Source organism: Treponema peruense, from assembly GCF_016117655.1.
Taxonomy (GTDB): Bacteria; Spirochaetota; Spirochaetia; order Treponematales; family Treponemataceae; genus Treponema_D; species Treponema_D peruense.
On sequence record NZ_CP064936.1, the window covers coordinates 1,807,824 to 1,822,470 of the forward strand.

A 14,647-nucleotide genomic window follows, 5' to 3' on the forward strand; every position below is an offset into this window, starting at 1 on the left:
TATAAATGTTCATTCGCAACGAAGTGAGAATGTACAGTTAATAAAAAAGTTTGCAACGCAAACTTTAAGGTAAAAAAGCCGACGACATTCCGGCGGATTTTTTATACTCCTCCTATAAATGTTCATGAGTAAATCTTCAGATTTAGGAATGAACATTTACGTACATTCGCAACGAAGTAAGAATGTACAGTTAATAAAAAAGTTTGCAACGCAAACTTTAAGTTAAAAAAGCCGACGCCATTTTGGCGGATTTTTTATACTCACTCCTATAAATGTCCTTATTTAGACGCTAACTATATCTTCCTGCGGATTGAATTTATTCTGCGGACTGCAAAGTGCCACATTCATTTCATACGGATTGTGAATCTGAACATAGGAACCGTTTTGCCTCAGGGAAAATTTTCCGCGGACGGGACGGTGCCCTCCTATCCAGACTGAACCCGAAGTTTCTGCACCAGGATTAACGGATTCAAAAGTAGAAACTACACTTCCCTCAAGGGCCGAACCGTTTGGTGTCCAGGTAAGCCCTTCTATGACTGAGGAATTTTTTCTGCAGTTGATTATTTCGCTGCGGGTAAACGCACTGACAGGCTCGGCATGGCTTAATGCAAAGTTTTTGAATACAGCACAAAGCGGCAGTGTCTTTTCAAAACAGTCTATCAGATGAAGTACCGCGTCCCCGAACATATACTGCATAAAACTGCGGGTAATCTCGCCTTCCAAAGAGAATTTTCTGAACGGATAGTTCCCGTTGCCAAATTCATTCATGATGTTTTCATGATTGCCCTTAAGAAAATGGAAGTTTTCAGGAAATGCTTTTTTAAGTTCAACTACAATGCCCATAGTAGAAACATTTCTGTGCATTTCGTCGCACATGGCAGAACCGCAGAAGTTTCCGTGTTCCCACTCTTCATAGCATTTTTTCCATCTTTCTGAAGCATCATCTGTTTCTGAATGAATGCCGTCACCAAGACAGACTATTTTCAAAAGCCCTTCCCCCAAGGCTTCAAGCACATTCATTCCTGAAGGAACAAAGCGAATTACCGATGAATCTGATGAAAGAAGATCCAGTAAAAATTTATACCTTCCGTGCAGATCGGGAACTACAATAACAGGAACATCACTGCCCGTAAAGTCCAGAAGCCCGCCCGGGGTACCGTCATCTGCAGCTGGTCTGTAAAGGGAACTTTCGGATTCAAGAACAGAAACTGCTGTATCCATTGACTCAATGAGTTCAGTCTCTGACGGAAAGTTGCCGGTGCACAGTGAGGAAAAAAAATCGTATGTTAAACCTGATGATACGGGCATGTTACCCCATTATTAAATTGGAAGAACCTATTGTAAGCTTGTCACCGGGATTGAGCCTTACGTACTTGTCGGAAGGAATCCTGCGACCGTTAAGGAAGGTACCGTTTGTACTGTTTTCATCTTTAAGGAAATATGCATCCCTTATTTTCTGAATAACGCAGTGATGGCGGCTTGCAAGCTTACTGTCAATCACAATATTGTTGTCGGTTTCACGGCCGATAGTAATTTTTGCCACCAGCTGGATTCTTTTTTTATTGAACACAAGGTAGGAAACCTGCTGTGATTCCGCGATTCTGTCCAAATGCTGTCCCAAAGGACTTGTATTTACTATTGTTGTATCAGACATAATAAAAGTATATCCCAGTATTTTTCAAAAGTCCATTAAAATAGTGAAGGCTCCAAAAACTTAAGTTATCAAAGCCCGCACTATTTTGCAAATGCTGTCAGACAAGGGCAATTCCGCGCATTTCTTCTATATTATGGTAACCGTGGGATTGCATAAACGCTTCAAGTCCCGCAATTATTTCAAGCATGGCGCGCGGGTTGGAGAATGTTGCCGTTCCAACCTGAACAGCTGTTGCCCCTGCCATGATAAATTCCACTGCGTCTTTCCAGTTTGAAATTCCGCCTATACCCACAATCGGTACCTGTTTTTCACGCGGTAGTTTTTTTACTGCAAGAGCCACATCGTATACCATGCGCAGAGCAATGGGCTTTATTGCAGGACCGCACATACCGGCTCTGATGTTGTCAAACACGGGGCGGCCAGTTTCTATATCTATTGCAGTCGCCTGAATTGTATTTATAAGGCTCAGTGCATCGGCTCCGGCTTCTATACACGAAAGGGCAACCCCTGTAAGGTCGGGTGCATTGGGCGACAGTTTTACCATAAGCGGCTTTTTTGTAACCGCACGCACGGCAGACACGCATGAAGCAGCCGCAGTACAGTCCATTCCCCATGCCATTCCGCCGGCCTTTACATTTGGGCAGCTTATGTTGAGTTCAATCATGGGAACATCTGTTGCGTCCAGAAGTGCCGCGCCCTTTACGTAAGAGTCCAAATCCGAGCCCGCCATATTGGCAATTGAAACACAGTCCAGTTTCATCATTTCGGGAAGTTCATGTTCAATAAAATGCGGGATTCCTGGGTTTTCAAGACCTATGGAATTTATGTCTCCGGACGCAACTTCTATTATGCGCTCACCGGAATTTCCTTTACGCGGTTCAAGTGTACAGCCTTTTGAAGAGATTCCGCCAAGAAGATTTACGTCAAAAAAACCGCGGTAATTCTGACCAAAGCCGAATGTTCCAGAAGCGGCAATTACAGGATTCTTGAACTTAACGCCAGCGACACAAACCGAAAGATCGGGCTTTAATCCTTCTGCAAGCGGTTTTCTTCTTTCTGATGAAGGCTTTTTGAAAATAACAATTGAAGAGTCAAAGACAGGGCCGTCCTTGCAAACGCGCCTGTTCCCGTCCTTTGTTTCTATTGTACAGCCAAGACAGGCACCTGCACCGCACAGCATTTTGCGCTCAAGGCTCAGATAACAGCGTACGCCTGCTTCTTCTGCAACTTTCTGTACATAGGCAAGCATAGGGGTCGGGCCACATGCAAAAAGACATTTGTACCCTGCTGCCCTTATTTTATCTGCATCCAGTGCCGAAGGAAGCATTCCTTTTATTCCGGCCGAACCGTCATCGGTTGTAATATAAGTATTTGCAGCCCTTACATTTTCAAGACCGTAGACTCCGCTTTTGAAGCTTGCATAAAAATCATACGAACCTTCAGCAAGAGATGATGCAAAGTTGGCAACAGGAGCAACGCCTATTCCGCCTCCAATAACGGCAATCTGCGGTTTTTGTGAAGGGGCTGCTTCAATTTCTTTTGGAAGTTCAAATTTATTTCCGAGCGGACCAATAAGACCTGCTTTTTCTCCCGGCAGAAGATGGCAAAGTTCACGTGTTCCTTCACCTTTCTGAAGAATAAGGAATTTTACAAGCACTGTGCGGCTGCCGTCACTTTTTGTTTCTTTTACTTCGCTTTTGTAAACGCTTATGGGGCGGTAAAACTGCACCGAACTTACGGCAGAACGCAAAAGATAAAACTGCCCCGGAACCGCCGTAAGCTGCTGCGCGCGTTCAAGAACAATTTCTGTTTCAAGAAGAAATACATTGTCCTGTCCTGCTACAGCACTGCATTCCGTGACTGTTCCGTTTCCAAAAAAAAGGAGCCCCCTGCCCTTTTCATCAATTTCTGCTATATCCATATTATTCTCCTTTCAAAAGCCGGAAGAAACCGGTGTTTTCTTAAGCTGACCGACATTTTTGAATGCGTATTTTACAAGAAGCTTTACGGTTTTCATAACCGCTTCCCTTGTTTCTGAATCTACCTTTGTTGCGGCCTTAAGCAGTTTGAACAGATTTTCACCGAAGTTTTCGGTAAACTCAGAATTTGTCCTGACATCAACATTTTTAAGAAGCCCGAACAGAGTCTGGACGAAAAGTTCGCGCTGTGTCTGCGTAAGTGCATTGAACCAGCCGTTGACTGTCTGCGAAATATAGACGCTTTCTTCGTCAAGGCCGACCAATTCTACAAAATGTGCGCCAAGAATGTGCCATGTAAAGGGATCGTGCTGTCTTATTCCCCGGCCGTCAGAATCTACTGTAATATAGCCGTCTGCATGTGAAAAAAGCATTCCTACAATAGAAAGCTGCGGAACATAGGCATGAAGTCTGTCTTTTATTGCAGCAAATTCAGCGCGTTCAAAAAATTCTTTCTTAAAGCCTGGGCCGTCATTTGCATAGACTGCACTTATGCGCGACTGTATCTTTTTTGGAATATTCACCGCAGAATAAAGAGCCAGATTTGCCCCCTTGCTGTGACCGCCAACCATAATTGTTCCGCGCAGATACTGTGCAGCTTCGCCAAGATAAGCCAGTGCATCAGATTGTGACGGAACCGTGTCCATGAACGCAAGGTTAAAATCTTCCTTCCAGCCCACGATATTGTCGTCAGTTCCCCTGAACGCAACAAAATTGAGATTTTTTCCGCGCGTAAAGGTAACCGCCGAAAACTGTTCTTCGCGTTCAAGTTCGACTTTGTTTATAAAACCGCACAAACCTATTTCCCCAAAGCGCTCCGACTCTCCTGCAAGCTGAAGAAGCTGTACGGTGTCTGGATTAATAAGTGCACCAACGTCGCTTCTTGTTTCGTAATCATCTGCCCTTGCAAAGTCATACGCAGCCTGCCTGAGTGTAATCTTCCGGGAAAAGTCTGATGGAACAATTCCGTCAAAGTTCAGATAGCTAAGCTGGCACAGAATAAGGGCATCAACTTCACCGAACGGAATTTTGTCCATTCCCACATCGCCGCGCCATTTAATATAGTCAGTCATATTTGCCATAACTAAAATATAGCACAAAACCGGCATATTGTGGTAGAATACGCAGGCAAATAAGCATACTAAAAAACTTTTTTGGGGGAAATAATGAAAATTCAACCTTTGGCACAGACACTTTCCATGAACGAGTATCCGGGACGCGGAATCATCGCTGGAAAATCTGCAGACTCAAAAAAAGCCGTTGCAGCTTACTGGATTATGGGACGCAGCGAAAACAGCCGCAACAGGGTTTTTATTGAAGAAAACGACGGAATACGCACACAGGCCTTTGACCCGTCAAAACTTGTTGACCCCAGCCTGATTATTTACGCACCGGTAAGGGTTCTGGGAAACAATACAATTGTAACAAACGGCGACCAGACAGATACAGTATACGACGGAATGAAAAGCGGACTAACCTTCGAGCAGTCACTGCGTTCAAGAAAGTTCGAGCCCGATGCACCAAACTTTACACCAAGAATTTCGGCCTGCCTTAACGTAAGCGGCGGAAACTTTGCACTGGACATGTCTATACTCAAAAGCGACTGCGGAATCGAATCTTCCTGCCAGAGATACACATTCAGCTATGAAAACCCCAGGGCCGGAGTGGGACGCTATATCCACACATACATGGGAAACGCAAACCCGCTGCCAAGTTTTGAAGGCGAGCCCGAACTTGTTGAACTCAATGGTGATATAGAAGAAATTACCTCAACAATCTGGAACTCACTCAACGAAGAAAACAAAGTTTCCCTTTTTGTAAGAACAATCGACATAGAAACCGGTAAAACCGAAACAAGAATTGTAAATAAAAACAAATAAATACTTGACATCTAATTAAAACTGCAATAATATCATTATTGTAATGATTACAAATTAAGGAGTTTAATTATGAAGAAATGGGTTTGCAAAGTTTGCGGTTATGTACATACAGGAGACAACGCTCCGGAAGTATGTCCCCAGTGTCATGCAAAAAATGCTTTTGTAGAGCAGAAAGAATCAAAGGGATTTGCCTGTGAGCACCAGGTCGGATCAGCAAAGGGACTCGATGCAGAAGTAGTACAGGGTCTTGTAGACAATTTTAACGGTGAATGTTCAGAAGTCGGAATGTATCTAGCAATGTCACGCCAGGCAGACCGCGAAGGTTACCCCGAAATTGCAGAAGCATACAAGCGCTATGCCTTTGAAGAAGCAGAACATGCATCAAAGTTTGCAGAACTTCTTGGAGACGTTCTTACAGATTCAACAAAGAAGAACCTTCAGATGAGAGCAGATGCAGAAGCCGGTGCATGTGAAGGAAAACTCATGCTTGCAAAACGCGCAAAGGAACTCGGATACGATGCTATTCACGACACTGTTCATGAAATGGCAAAGGATGAAGCCCGCCACGGAGCAGGATTCAAGGGACTTCTCGCACGTTACTTCAACTAAAAAAAGGCGGTATAAATTGTCGGACGACTTAATCTATGCAAAAAAACTCGAAGAACACGGAATAAGACCGTCCGTACAGAGAACTGCCATATACAGGTATATTTCGGAGAACAAAGTACATCCTACTGCAGATACAGTATACATGGCTTTGTCCCCGGAATATCCTACCCTTTCAAAAACTACGGTCTACAATACGTTGCATCTGTTCAGCCAGAAAAATCTTGTGCGCAATGTCATGATAGAAAGTGACGAAATACGCTATGATGCAGACACTTCGGACCATATTCACTTCAAATGCACAAAATGTCAGAAAGTTTTTGATATATTCAACAAAGATTTTTTTACACAGATTGAAGAAAACAAAATCCAGACTGTTCCCGCAGGATTTACGGTAAAAAAAATTGAATTCAACGTCTGGGGAATATGCACAGAATGCGGTTCGGACTGTAAAAACTGATTTTCAGCCAGCTTCAGTGTGTTTCCTTAAGCTTTTCAAGCATACGCACAAAGGCTGAATCTGCTTTTTTCATTTCCTTTGAGCCGCGGGTTATGTTGCACAGTGACATTCCGTATTTGCGTGCAATTTCACGTTGCGTTGTTCCGGCATCAAGTTCCTTTACAAGATTCCACCTGTTTGAAAAATCCCTGAGTTCAGCCCTGGTAAAAAGACATTCAAAAAAATCAAAAATAAGCTGACTGTCGTCTGTCTTTGCAAGAAGCTGACAAATCTCCATGATTGAATCAGGATAACGGTTTTCTTCGTCCATTGGAACCTCGTTTTTATTTGCAGATACTATATAATAATACAAATATTACAAAATGTACACTATTCTTTCGTGCGGCCTTGTTGTATCGACAAAACGCATTAAAATATGGTAGAATACAAAATAACAATCTTAATAACAGAAAACAGTTTCTAAAAAAACGAAAAAGAGGGCGTAATGAAGCTTAAAAAACTTATTTCATATACATTTGTAATGCTCGCTTCTTTTTGTGCATTTACGGCAGAAGGCTATTTTATAGGAGACGGTGGTGCCGGAAAACGTGTCCTTGTTTACACTTCAGAGCTTGAAAACGGACTTTCTGACTCAAGCGATGCCTGGATTGCGGCAAAAGTTAAGCGCGACATTATAAACGATCTTGTAACATATTCAAATCTTACCGTAATCAATTCCGACGAGCGCAGTACAATCAGAAAAATCCAGAAAGAATACGAAAGTTCTGAATACTCAACGGACAATCCTGTTCAGCTGGGAAAATCTGTTCAGGCAAAATCGTACATTACGCTTACAACTACAAGACTTGAACAAAAGGGACAGGATTACTACGGAATTTCTGCCACAATCTATAATATAGAAACAAGACAGGCAGAAGGCGGCTTTACACTCAAGCCAAGTTTTTCCCAGGCAGATTTTGTTACAAAAGCCCACGGAACAGTGTCAGCAGAACTTCTTGAACAGATGGGCGTAAAACTTACATCTGCAGGAAAGCGCCTTATATGTACAGGAAGTTTTGATGAAGCCGTATCAGGTGACATCTCGGACGCAGAAGAAAATCTTTCTGCAATAAATGCTGAACTCGAAAAACTTTCAAAAAAACAGTCAGAACTGTCGGTACAGTCGCTTACAAGCCTTGAAGAACAGGCACACAAGACAAGAATAGAAACACAGAAAGCCCTTCTTCTGCAGCAGAAAAAGAATGAAGAAGACAAAATCCAGAGAATGAAGGCCGATGAAGCAAAAAAACAGGAAGAAGATGCCATAAACAAGAAGCGAAATGCAGAAAAACGCGACTCAATTCTTTCTCTTTCCTCGCAGATAGAAAAAAAGGCTCAGGCCATACGCGACAAAAAGACAGAAGCCTTGAATGCCGCCCAGAGAATAGTAATTATTGAAGGTGAAAAGCTTGCACTTCTTGAAAACGAAAACACAATTGCAGCAAGCATAGAAGACTACAATTCAAAACTTAAAGCAGAATGTGAAGCACAGATGAAAGCCAGGCGCGAAAGAAAAACGCCGACAGCAGAAAAAAATCCTGACGGAACACTCAACGAAAGAGGCCTCATGTCCCTTGAAAATGACATTCTTGAAATAAAGGCAAAATACGAAGACCTTGAAGCAAAAAACGAAAGTGACATCAGGGAAAAAACAAACGAAGCCCAGAAACAGCTCAGAAAAAAAATAACGGCAGATATAGATGATCTCGAGTCCAAAAAATATACGATTACTTCAATCGCAGAACAGGGACTGTACTTGCGAATAGGAAATTACGACGGAAACATAGGAAAAGAAGGCTGGAAATACGGTCTTGCATTCAGCTTTGACGGGCAGACTGTCTATGAAACAGAAGATTTGCTTTCATATCAGGATCTTACCGGCAAAACTGTTCCCGGATACCCCAAACTTGGTTCCAAAAACCGTGAACAGAATCTAAAACTTTACAACCAGTATCTGGACACCGTAGAAAACTATGACAGTTTCTTCAGAATGAACGTTCCTTTTGTAGAAGCGGTGCTTACCTATTCTGTACGTACACAAAGTTACAAAAACCCCTCTTCCTATGTTCTTGTTATTGAAAAAATTGAATTCCGCAACGTCAGTACAGGAAAAAAAATAAAGACAGTAATGCCTTTAATACACTGCCCTTACCAGTATACACCTTCTGTAGATATAGACTGGCGAACAGAATCAGTGCAGAAGTCTGACTACGAAGAAATGCTCAAACAGAACCGCCTTAAAAAACAGGCCGAACTTGATGCTCAGAAAAAAGAAGAGCAGAAGCAGAAAAAAGAGCAGAAAAAAGAAGAGCAGGAGCAGAAAAAAGAACAGAAAAAAGAAGAGCAGGAGCAGAAAAAAGAACAGAAAAAAAAGGCAAAATCTGCATCTTCCAAAAGCAGTAAACAGGATCCCCGTGACACAATATGTTCTTTGCTATATGAATTTATTCCGGGTGCAGTAAACTTTTACGCAAATGACAAATCTGCCTATATTACAGTCGGTTACACGGCAACACTCGGTCTTTCTGACAATATGTTTATAGGCGGAAACCTTGAAGCCGGATGTGGTGGAACAGCTTTTTTCTCGGTTCCACAAAGCGATGATTATTACTATGACAGTTCGTATTATGAAACAGATGATACCGCAGAACCTGTTTTAACATGCAGCGGAATTCTGGGAGCATCTTATAACATTGCAAAGTATTTAAGGGCAAGCGTCTACGGTGAAGGCGGATACATATTAAACGAACTCGGCGGCGGAGTCGGGGCAAGCCTTGAGCTTTACATTCCAAAGAAATTCGGTATAATGGTTTCTTCGTCTGTTCTGTATAACGATACAAACAAATTTATGCTCAAGTATTCAGCAGGAATAGAACTCTGTTTCTAAAGAGAGTCTTCAAGAAGCCCGTTTACCGGATTTTTAGAGATATTCTAAAGCACAAGTGTTCCTGAACATTCCACTTCTCTTCCGGAACGTATGCTGTCTTCAAGAACCGAGTCTATTCTGACATTTACTTCGGTTCCGGGAGCAGGAATAAAACCTTTTGAAGGCACCAGACACTCTACATGAAGAAAATTTTCTGTAACAGCATTTACGCGCACAAAGTTTGCGGCAGAAGGAGAAGACAGTCTTAAAGAGCGGCTGTTTTCTACAATTGCAGGAAGAATTTTTCCCTTGAATGAAGAAATATATGCGGTTTTGCCTTCCACAGCCTTTTCAAACAGCCATTTTACTCTTTCGCCTTTAATGCGCTCGGGAATCTGCGGTTTCATTGAATAAGCCTTTGTTCCGGGTCTTGCAGAAAAAGGAAATGCATGTATCCACGAAAACTGTGCCGCGCTGCAGAGAGACTGTGTAAGCGCAAAGTCTTCTCCTGTTTCTGAAGGAAAGCCCGCAATAATGTCGCAGGAAATAAACGGATTGTTCTTTGCCTTTCTTAATAGTTCTACCGCTTTCAATACTGAATCTCTGTCGTAGGGACGGCTCATAAGATTGAGTATTCTGTCGCTTCCTGACTGTATGCTAAGATGAAATGAGGGCTGTACCCTGTCAGAAGAAAGAATACTGCAAAGCGCGGGTGTAATATGCTGCGGATAAAAGCTTGAAACACGGAATTTTATGGAAGATGTTTCTTTAAGCAAAAGTTCCAGAAGTGAGCCAAAAGAAAGTTTTGTTCCGTTAAAGTCGCCAGCATACTGGCTTAAGTTTACTCCTGTAAAAACAGCTTCCCTAACACCGGTGTCTTCCATTGTTTTAATGCGTTCAAGAACAGTCTGTGCGTCAAGGGAAACGGATGTTCCGCGTGCAAGATGTATTCTGCAGAATGTGCACGAATTGTTGCAGCCGTCCTGTATTTTTATTGAAGCACGGCTGTGTTTTTCAAAAACCGGTGTGTAAAGTACAAAAGCATCTTTTTTTTCTGAAGAAGATGCTTTTATTATGGAATCAATCTTTGCCAGAGAAAGCCGGCCGTCAGTACCGGACGCAGACCCGGCAGCCATTGCAAGTGCAATATCTTTAAGTACAGACTTTTTTTGTCCGGGAAGAATGCATATTCGTTCAGGGCATATCTGCGTTATGGCGTTTCCTTCAAGTTCTGCATAGCAGCCGGTAACAATAACCACGGCCGCCGGGCATTTGTCAAGAACAAGACGGATTATTCTGCGGGCTTTCTGTTCTGCTTTGCCTGTTACTGTACAGGTATTTATTACGGCAAGCGCAACACTGCTGTCGGGAAGGGAACGGGCTGTACAGGATTCCATGTCGGTAACAAATCCGGCATTGCAGAAAGCACGAGCCGCCCCCTCTGACTCATCCTGATTGAGCCTGCATCCAAGAGTTTCAAAATGTACTTTAAGGGTTGCTTTCATTACTGAATTTTTGACTGGCACCTGGCTTTTCCGCGGGTAGCATCATACTGAGTCGGATTAAGGGACAAAGCCTGGTTGTAGGCAGAAAGTGCACTTTTCCAGTTTCCTGTCATTTCACGGGAATATCCGAGTCTGGCCCACCAGTAATCCCTTAACGGTTCTGTGCGGACTGCAGTCGTAAAGGCAATATCTGCATGTTCGTAACGGGCCTGTCTTATATAGATTTCGCCCATATAAAAGTAAACTCTTCCCACGCGGCTTCCGTTTTCTGGAACATTGGCTATGTAGCGCTGGAACATATTAAGGGCTTCGTTGTTTTTGCCAAGATAATATTTTGCTTCACCCAAAACTTCAATAAGCCTTACATCGTAGGAATTTATCTTGCGTGCTTCAATGGCCCTCTGTTCTGCTTCGTTGTACTGCCTGTTTGCAACAAGAGCCCAGCAGAGTACGCTGTAAGAATCCATATTGCTGGGGTTTGCATTTATTTCATCTTCGCAGACTTTGATTGATTCCTTATAGTTGCCTTCATTATAGAGCTTGAGCGCGTCAGGCTTGGAATTCTGTGAAAATGCAGAAACGGATGCAAATGCAATAAAAACGAGCGGAATACATCTTTTTAAAACAGAATTCATTTTAAAACCCCGCCGTCATGGAGCATTTTCCGGTAAATCTAGAACCCGGTTCAAGTACAACCTGACTTGAAGATATATCGCCAAAAACAGAACCTGTTGAAGAAACATAGACAACTTTTTTGCCTGAAATATTTCCTTTGACCCTGCCTCTGACCAAAACCCTTTCTGCACTAATATCTGCGTTGACTTCTGCAGCGGTGTCTATAAGCAGATCACTTGTAGCTTCGATATTGCCGTTCACTTTTCCTTTAATCATAAAAGGCTTGGCAAAGCGGATTGTTCCGGTAAATGAAATATCGGAAGCCATTACTGTATCAAAATCTTCCTCATCTGTCTCAAAAGGAGTCGAATCTTTTATTTCAAACATGGTTCTATTTTAATTGGAATTATAAATGTAGTCAATAAAGGCAACCTCTAAAGGCTGTCTCAAAAAAAACTGCAATTTTCAGAGACTCCCTTAAATGTTAATAACGTTTGCCTTGTAGGAACAGCGTTCTACTTCTGCGGAATATTCTGAAGGTGTTTTTCCCGTATACTGCTTGAACTCATGTATAAAATGCGCCTGGTCGTAATACCTGTAGTCTGATGCAAGTTTTGAAAAGGACGAAACATTACCTTTGTTCATTTCACTTACCACAAACTGAATTCTGACTATTCCGCAGAACTGCTTGGCACTCATTCCGGAGTGGTTTTCAAAAATGTGGTTTATATAACGCGCAGAATATCCTGTAAGAACTTCAAGTTCGCTTATTTTGAGCATTCCTTTTTTTGCAACAATAAGACGGATTATCTGTCTGTAAAGCTGGTGCTGCGAACTGACTTTTTTGTTTCTGTAGTGCCTGTATGCTTCCATAAAAGTACACATTCTTGTAGTGAATGTAGTCTGTTCAGTCATTTTCTCTATAAGAAGGCGCATATCCGAAAAGTCAGAAAGAAGCAGCTCTTTGCCGGCCATGTCCTTTACATCAAGATCTTCAAAACACGGGTTTTCGCCGGGCTGGAACCTTATGCCAAAATAGTCGGCACCGCTTTTTATTGTAAAGACACCCTGCTCCACGGTCTGTCCAAGAACATACGCATTTATATTCCCGCGGTCGTAGCAGAAAATTATATTGCTGCAGCCGTCTGCCAAAAACGGAACAGAAACTGTTTTGTCACTGCCACTGAAACTGTAGAAATGTGAAATTCCGCAGGAAGCTATAACGCGCTGATAAAATTTTTTTGTTTCAAAAACGAGAAAAGGCTGAATTGTTTTGATGTGAAAAATGTCGTCTTCCATGAGCGTAACCCCTTGATATGAAATTTGGCAAAAAAAAAGACGCGAACGGTTTAAACCATTCACGTCTTCGTATTGAGATTATTCTGCCTTAAAAACGACTTTTTGTCAATCAGTTCCGGTAGAATTATGTCCCGGCAGAATTTGGTTTTGAATTACAGACGCATTAAATGACGCTCTTGAACCTGTCGTATCTGAGCGGTGAAATATCTGCAGGACAACTGCCAGTTGCAATAAGTTCTGCAATATTGTAGGCAGCCGCAGGACCTATTCCAAAGCCGTGACCGCTGAAACCGCACTCGATGTAAAGTCCCGGAACTTCGTCACATTTGCTTACAGTCGCAACAACGTCCGAACTGTGGTCTTCGTAGCCGCTCCAGGTTCTTACGATTTTTGCATTTGACAGAAGCGGGAAGTATCCCATTATTCCGCGGCTGCAGCATGAAGCAAAGTCTCCCGTAGAAAAAGGATAGTCATTGTTGATTACGACAGGATCATCTTCAAAGCCGTCGTGCCCTCCGAACACAAACGAACCGTGTTTGGTCTGGTGTCCGTAAAAGTCTGCAGCGGCTGTTCCGAGCATCTGTTCAAACATCTGTGGTTCTGCTTCGGTAACAAGACACTGCAGAACTCTTTTTCTCATAGGAATATTTATTCCGACGGTTCCAAGTATTTCATTGCTTTCAAATCCAGCGGCGACGACAACTGAAGGTGCATAGAATTTCTGTTCGGGAGTTTCGACACCGCACACTTTGCCCTTTTCTGTAATTATTTTTTTTACAGGACAGCCGGTTACAAAATCTGCACCAAGAGCGCGGGCAGCCTTGTAGTAACCGAGCGTTGTTGTAAGCGGGTTTGCATGGCCGTCTGTTGGACACCAGCTTGCTCCTATTACTGCATCTGAAAGATATGGATTTATTTTTTTGACTTCTTCTGCAGTAAGCATCTGAACGTCTACACCGCATTTTATTGCATTGTCTGCAAGTGTCTTTAATTTTTCCATATGGGCAGGCGTTTTTCCAAGACGAAGATTTCCCTTCTGCTTGTATTCTGTGTCTACTCCCAGTTCTTCGGAAAGATGCGGCCAGATGTTTTTTACACCCCAGACCATAAGCGGAAGTTCCTTTGGATCTCGCCCGCTTTGTCTTACTCCGCCGCCGTTCCGTGACGAGCCGCCGTTTCCAATATATTCAGATGCTTCCAGAACAATTACTGAAAGTCCTTTTTTTGCAAGATAATATGCGGTTGCATTTCCAACAATTCCCGCACCAATAACAATAGCATCAGCAGTTGTAAGCATATATTCTCCTATAAATGTTCATGAGTAAATCTTCAGATTTAGGAATGTACAGTTGATAAGAAAGTTCGCAATGCGAACTTTGAGTTAAAAAAGCCGACGGCATTTCGGCGGATTTTTTATACTCCTCCTATAAAAAAGTTACCTGCACTCGTTGCCAAGAACAGACATTTCTGTGGGTCTTACAGGTCCGCGGCTGGTCGCAGGAACAATAACTGCGGGACTCACTTTCTGTTCGGCTGCAACAATTCCCTTTACAAGACGGGAACATGTCTGTCCCTGACAGAGTCCCATTCCGCATCTGAGATAACGGCGGATTTCGGGCATGGTAAACATTCCGTCATGAACAGCACGCCTTATTTCACCTTTTGTAATTTCTTCGCAGCGGCATATTATCATATCGTCATCAGGGCCCGAAACAAACGGTCCTATATCTCGATTTCTGTCATTCAT

Annotated in this window: 15 protein-coding genes; 4 read left to right on the plus strand and 11 right to left on the minus strand. The window is 42.7% G+C overall.

Annotation, left to right across the window (positions count from 1 at the left end; all coding sequences use genetic code 11):
- Window positions 1–282 precede the first annotated feature (282 nt).
- The 4 genes from IWA51_RS08355 to IWA51_RS08370 all read right to left on the minus strand — a co-directional run bounded on the left by IWA51_RS08355 (window position 283) and on the right by IWA51_RS08370 (window position 4,712).
- Entirely contained in the window at window positions 283–1,308 is a 1,026-nt protein-coding gene (locus IWA51_RS08355; RefSeq protein ID WP_198442081.1) for a metallophosphoesterase family protein, read from the minus strand.
- A gap of 1 nt (window position 1,309) precedes the next feature.
- A complete protein-coding gene (locus IWA51_RS08360) occupies window positions 1,310–1,654 on the minus strand; it encodes an FHA domain-containing protein (RefSeq protein ID WP_177528100.1) in 345 nt (114 codons plus the stop codon).
- 97 nt (window positions 1,655–1,751) lie between these two features.
- Window positions 1,752–3,575, minus strand: a complete 1,824-nt coding sequence (locus IWA51_RS08365) for a dihydroorotate dehydrogenase (protein ID WP_198442082.1) — start codon at window positions 3,573–3,575, stop codon at window positions 1,752–1,754.
- Window positions 3,576–3,587: 12 nt separating this feature from the next.
- On the minus strand, window positions 3,588–4,712 hold the full coding sequence (locus tag IWA51_RS08370; protein WP_177528102.1) for a DUF2974 domain-containing protein: 1,125 nt from the start codon (window positions 4,710–4,712) through the stop codon (window positions 3,588–3,590).
- Window positions 4,713–4,796: 84 nt separating this feature from the next.
- Here IWA51_RS08370 and IWA51_RS08375 point away from each other — a divergent pair, with 84 nt between their 5' ends.
- The 3 genes from IWA51_RS08375 to IWA51_RS08385 all read left to right on the plus strand — a co-directional run bounded on the left by IWA51_RS08375 (window position 4,797) and on the right by IWA51_RS08385 (window position 6,576).
- The gene (locus IWA51_RS08375) at window positions 4,797–5,510 is read left to right on the plus strand and encodes an IMP cyclohydrolase (protein WP_198442083.1); all 714 of its coding nucleotides are present in this window, start codon (window positions 4,797–4,799) and stop codon (window positions 5,508–5,510) included.
- 69 nt (window positions 5,511–5,579) lie between these two features.
- Window positions 5,580–6,119, plus strand: a complete 540-nt coding sequence (locus IWA51_RS08380) for a ferritin family protein (RefSeq protein ID WP_177528104.1) — start codon at window positions 5,580–5,582, stop codon at window positions 6,117–6,119.
- 16 nt (window positions 6,120–6,135) lie between these two features.
- Window positions 6,136–6,576: a Fur family transcriptional regulator gene (locus tag IWA51_RS08385; protein ID WP_230402632.1), complete on the plus strand. Its 441-nt coding sequence runs from the start codon at window positions 6,136–6,138 to the stop codon at window positions 6,574–6,576.
- A 13-nt stretch (window positions 6,577–6,589) separates the two neighbouring features.
- Here IWA51_RS08385 and IWA51_RS08390 read toward each other — a convergent pair whose 3' ends face one another.
- The gene (locus IWA51_RS08390; RefSeq protein WP_177528106.1) at window positions 6,590–6,886 is read right to left on the minus strand and encodes a Trp family transcriptional regulator; all 297 of its coding nucleotides are present in this window, start codon (window positions 6,884–6,886) and stop codon (window positions 6,590–6,592) included.
- 174 nt (window positions 6,887–7,060) lie between these two features.
- Between IWA51_RS08390 and IWA51_RS08395 the strand changes: the two genes are divergently transcribed.
- Window positions 7,061–9,502, plus strand: coding sequence for a coiled-coil domain-containing protein (locus tag IWA51_RS08395; protein ID WP_198442085.1), 2,442 nt, complete (start codon window positions 7,061–7,063; stop codon window positions 9,500–9,502).
- A 44-nt stretch (window positions 9,503–9,546) separates the two neighbouring features.
- Here the strand turns inward: IWA51_RS08395 and mtaB are convergent, their stop codons facing one another.
- From mtaB to IWA51_RS08425, 6 genes are all read right to left on the minus strand, one after another.
- The gene (gene mtaB, locus IWA51_RS08400; RefSeq protein WP_198442086.1) at window positions 9,547–10,986 is read right to left on the minus strand and encodes a tRNA (N(6)-L-threonylcarbamoyladenosine(37)-C(2))-methylthiotransferase MtaB; all 1,440 of its coding nucleotides are present in this window, start codon (window positions 10,984–10,986) and stop codon (window positions 9,547–9,549) included.
- Window positions 10,986–11,621: a tetratricopeptide repeat protein gene (locus IWA51_RS08405; RefSeq protein WP_198442087.1), complete on the minus strand. Its 636-nt coding sequence runs from the start codon at window positions 11,619–11,621 to the stop codon at window positions 10,986–10,988. The genes mtaB and IWA51_RS08405 overlap by 1 nt, the downstream gene beginning before the upstream one ends.
- 1 nt (window position 11,622) lies before the next feature.
- Complete coding sequence (locus IWA51_RS08410) at window positions 11,623–11,988, minus strand: bactofilin family protein (RefSeq protein WP_198442088.1); 366 nt, start codon at window positions 11,986–11,988, stop codon at window positions 11,623–11,625.
- A 90-nt stretch (window positions 11,989–12,078) separates the two neighbouring features.
- Window positions 12,079–12,900 carry a helix-turn-helix domain-containing protein gene (locus IWA51_RS08415; protein WP_198442089.1) on the minus strand — a complete coding sequence of 274 codons (822 nt, stop codon included), beginning with the start codon at window positions 12,898–12,900 and terminating at the stop codon, window positions 12,079–12,081.
- Window positions 12,901–13,063: 163 nt separating this feature from the next.
- The gene (locus tag IWA51_RS08420) at window positions 13,064–14,197 is read right to left on the minus strand and encodes an NAD(P)/FAD-dependent oxidoreductase (RefSeq protein ID WP_177528112.1); all 1,134 of its coding nucleotides are present in this window, start codon (window positions 14,195–14,197) and stop codon (window positions 13,064–13,066) included.
- A 138-nt stretch (window positions 14,198–14,335) separates the two neighbouring features.
- A complete protein-coding gene (locus IWA51_RS08425; protein WP_198442090.1) occupies window positions 14,336–14,647 on the minus strand; it encodes a (2Fe-2S)-binding protein in 312 nt (103 codons plus the stop codon).

What these genes read in the sequence shown, in the direction of transcription:
- IWA51_RS08425 (WP_198442090.1), bottom strand. Translation starts at nt 14,647, where the DNA reads ATGAATGACAGAAATCGAGATATAGGACCGTTTGTTTCGGGCCCTGAT.
- IWA51_RS08375 (WP_198442083.1), top strand. Translation starts at nt 4,797, where the DNA reads ATGAAAATTCAACCTTTGGCACAGACACTTTCCATGAACGAGTATCCG.
- IWA51_RS08355 (WP_198442081.1), bottom strand. Translation starts at nt 1,308, where the DNA reads ATGCCCGTATCATCAGGTTTAACATACGATTTTTTTTCCTCACTGTGC.
- IWA51_RS08415 (WP_198442089.1), bottom strand. Translation starts at nt 12,900, where the DNA reads ATGGAAGACGACATTTTTCACATCAAAACAATTCAGCCTTTTCTCGTT.
- IWA51_RS08365 (WP_198442082.1), bottom strand. Translation starts at nt 3,575, where the DNA reads ATGGATATAGCAGAAATTGATGAAAAGGGCAGGGGGCTCCTTTTTTTT.
- IWA51_RS08410 (WP_198442088.1), bottom strand. Translation starts at nt 11,988, where the DNA reads ATGTTTGAAATAAAAGATTCGACTCCTTTTGAGACAGATGAGGAAGAT.
- IWA51_RS08395 (WP_198442085.1), top strand. Translation starts at nt 7,061, where the DNA reads ATGAAGCTTAAAAAACTTATTTCATATACATTTGTAATGCTCGCTTCT.
- mtaB (WP_198442086.1), bottom strand. Translation starts at nt 10,986, where the DNA reads ATGAAAGCAACCCTTAAAGTACATTTTGAAACTCTTGGATGCAGGCTC.
- IWA51_RS08370 (WP_177528102.1), bottom strand. Translation starts at nt 4,712, where the DNA reads ATGGCAAATATGACTGACTATATTAAATGGCGCGGCGATGTGGGAATG.
- IWA51_RS08405 (WP_198442087.1), bottom strand. Translation starts at nt 11,621, where the DNA reads ATGAATTCTGTTTTAAAAAGATGTATTCCGCTCGTTTTTATTGCATTT.
- IWA51_RS08390 (WP_177528106.1), bottom strand. Translation starts at nt 6,886, where the DNA reads ATGGACGAAGAAAACCGTTATCCTGATTCAATCATGGAGATTTGTCAG.
- IWA51_RS08420 (WP_177528112.1), bottom strand. Translation starts at nt 14,197, where the DNA reads ATGCTTACAACTGCTGATGCTATTGTTATTGGTGCGGGAATTGTTGGA.
- IWA51_RS08360 (WP_177528100.1), bottom strand. Translation starts at nt 1,654, where the DNA reads ATGTCTGATACAACAATAGTAAATACAAGTCCTTTGGGACAGCATTTG.
- IWA51_RS08380 (WP_177528104.1), top strand. Translation starts at nt 5,580, where the DNA reads ATGAAGAAATGGGTTTGCAAAGTTTGCGGTTATGTACATACAGGAGAC.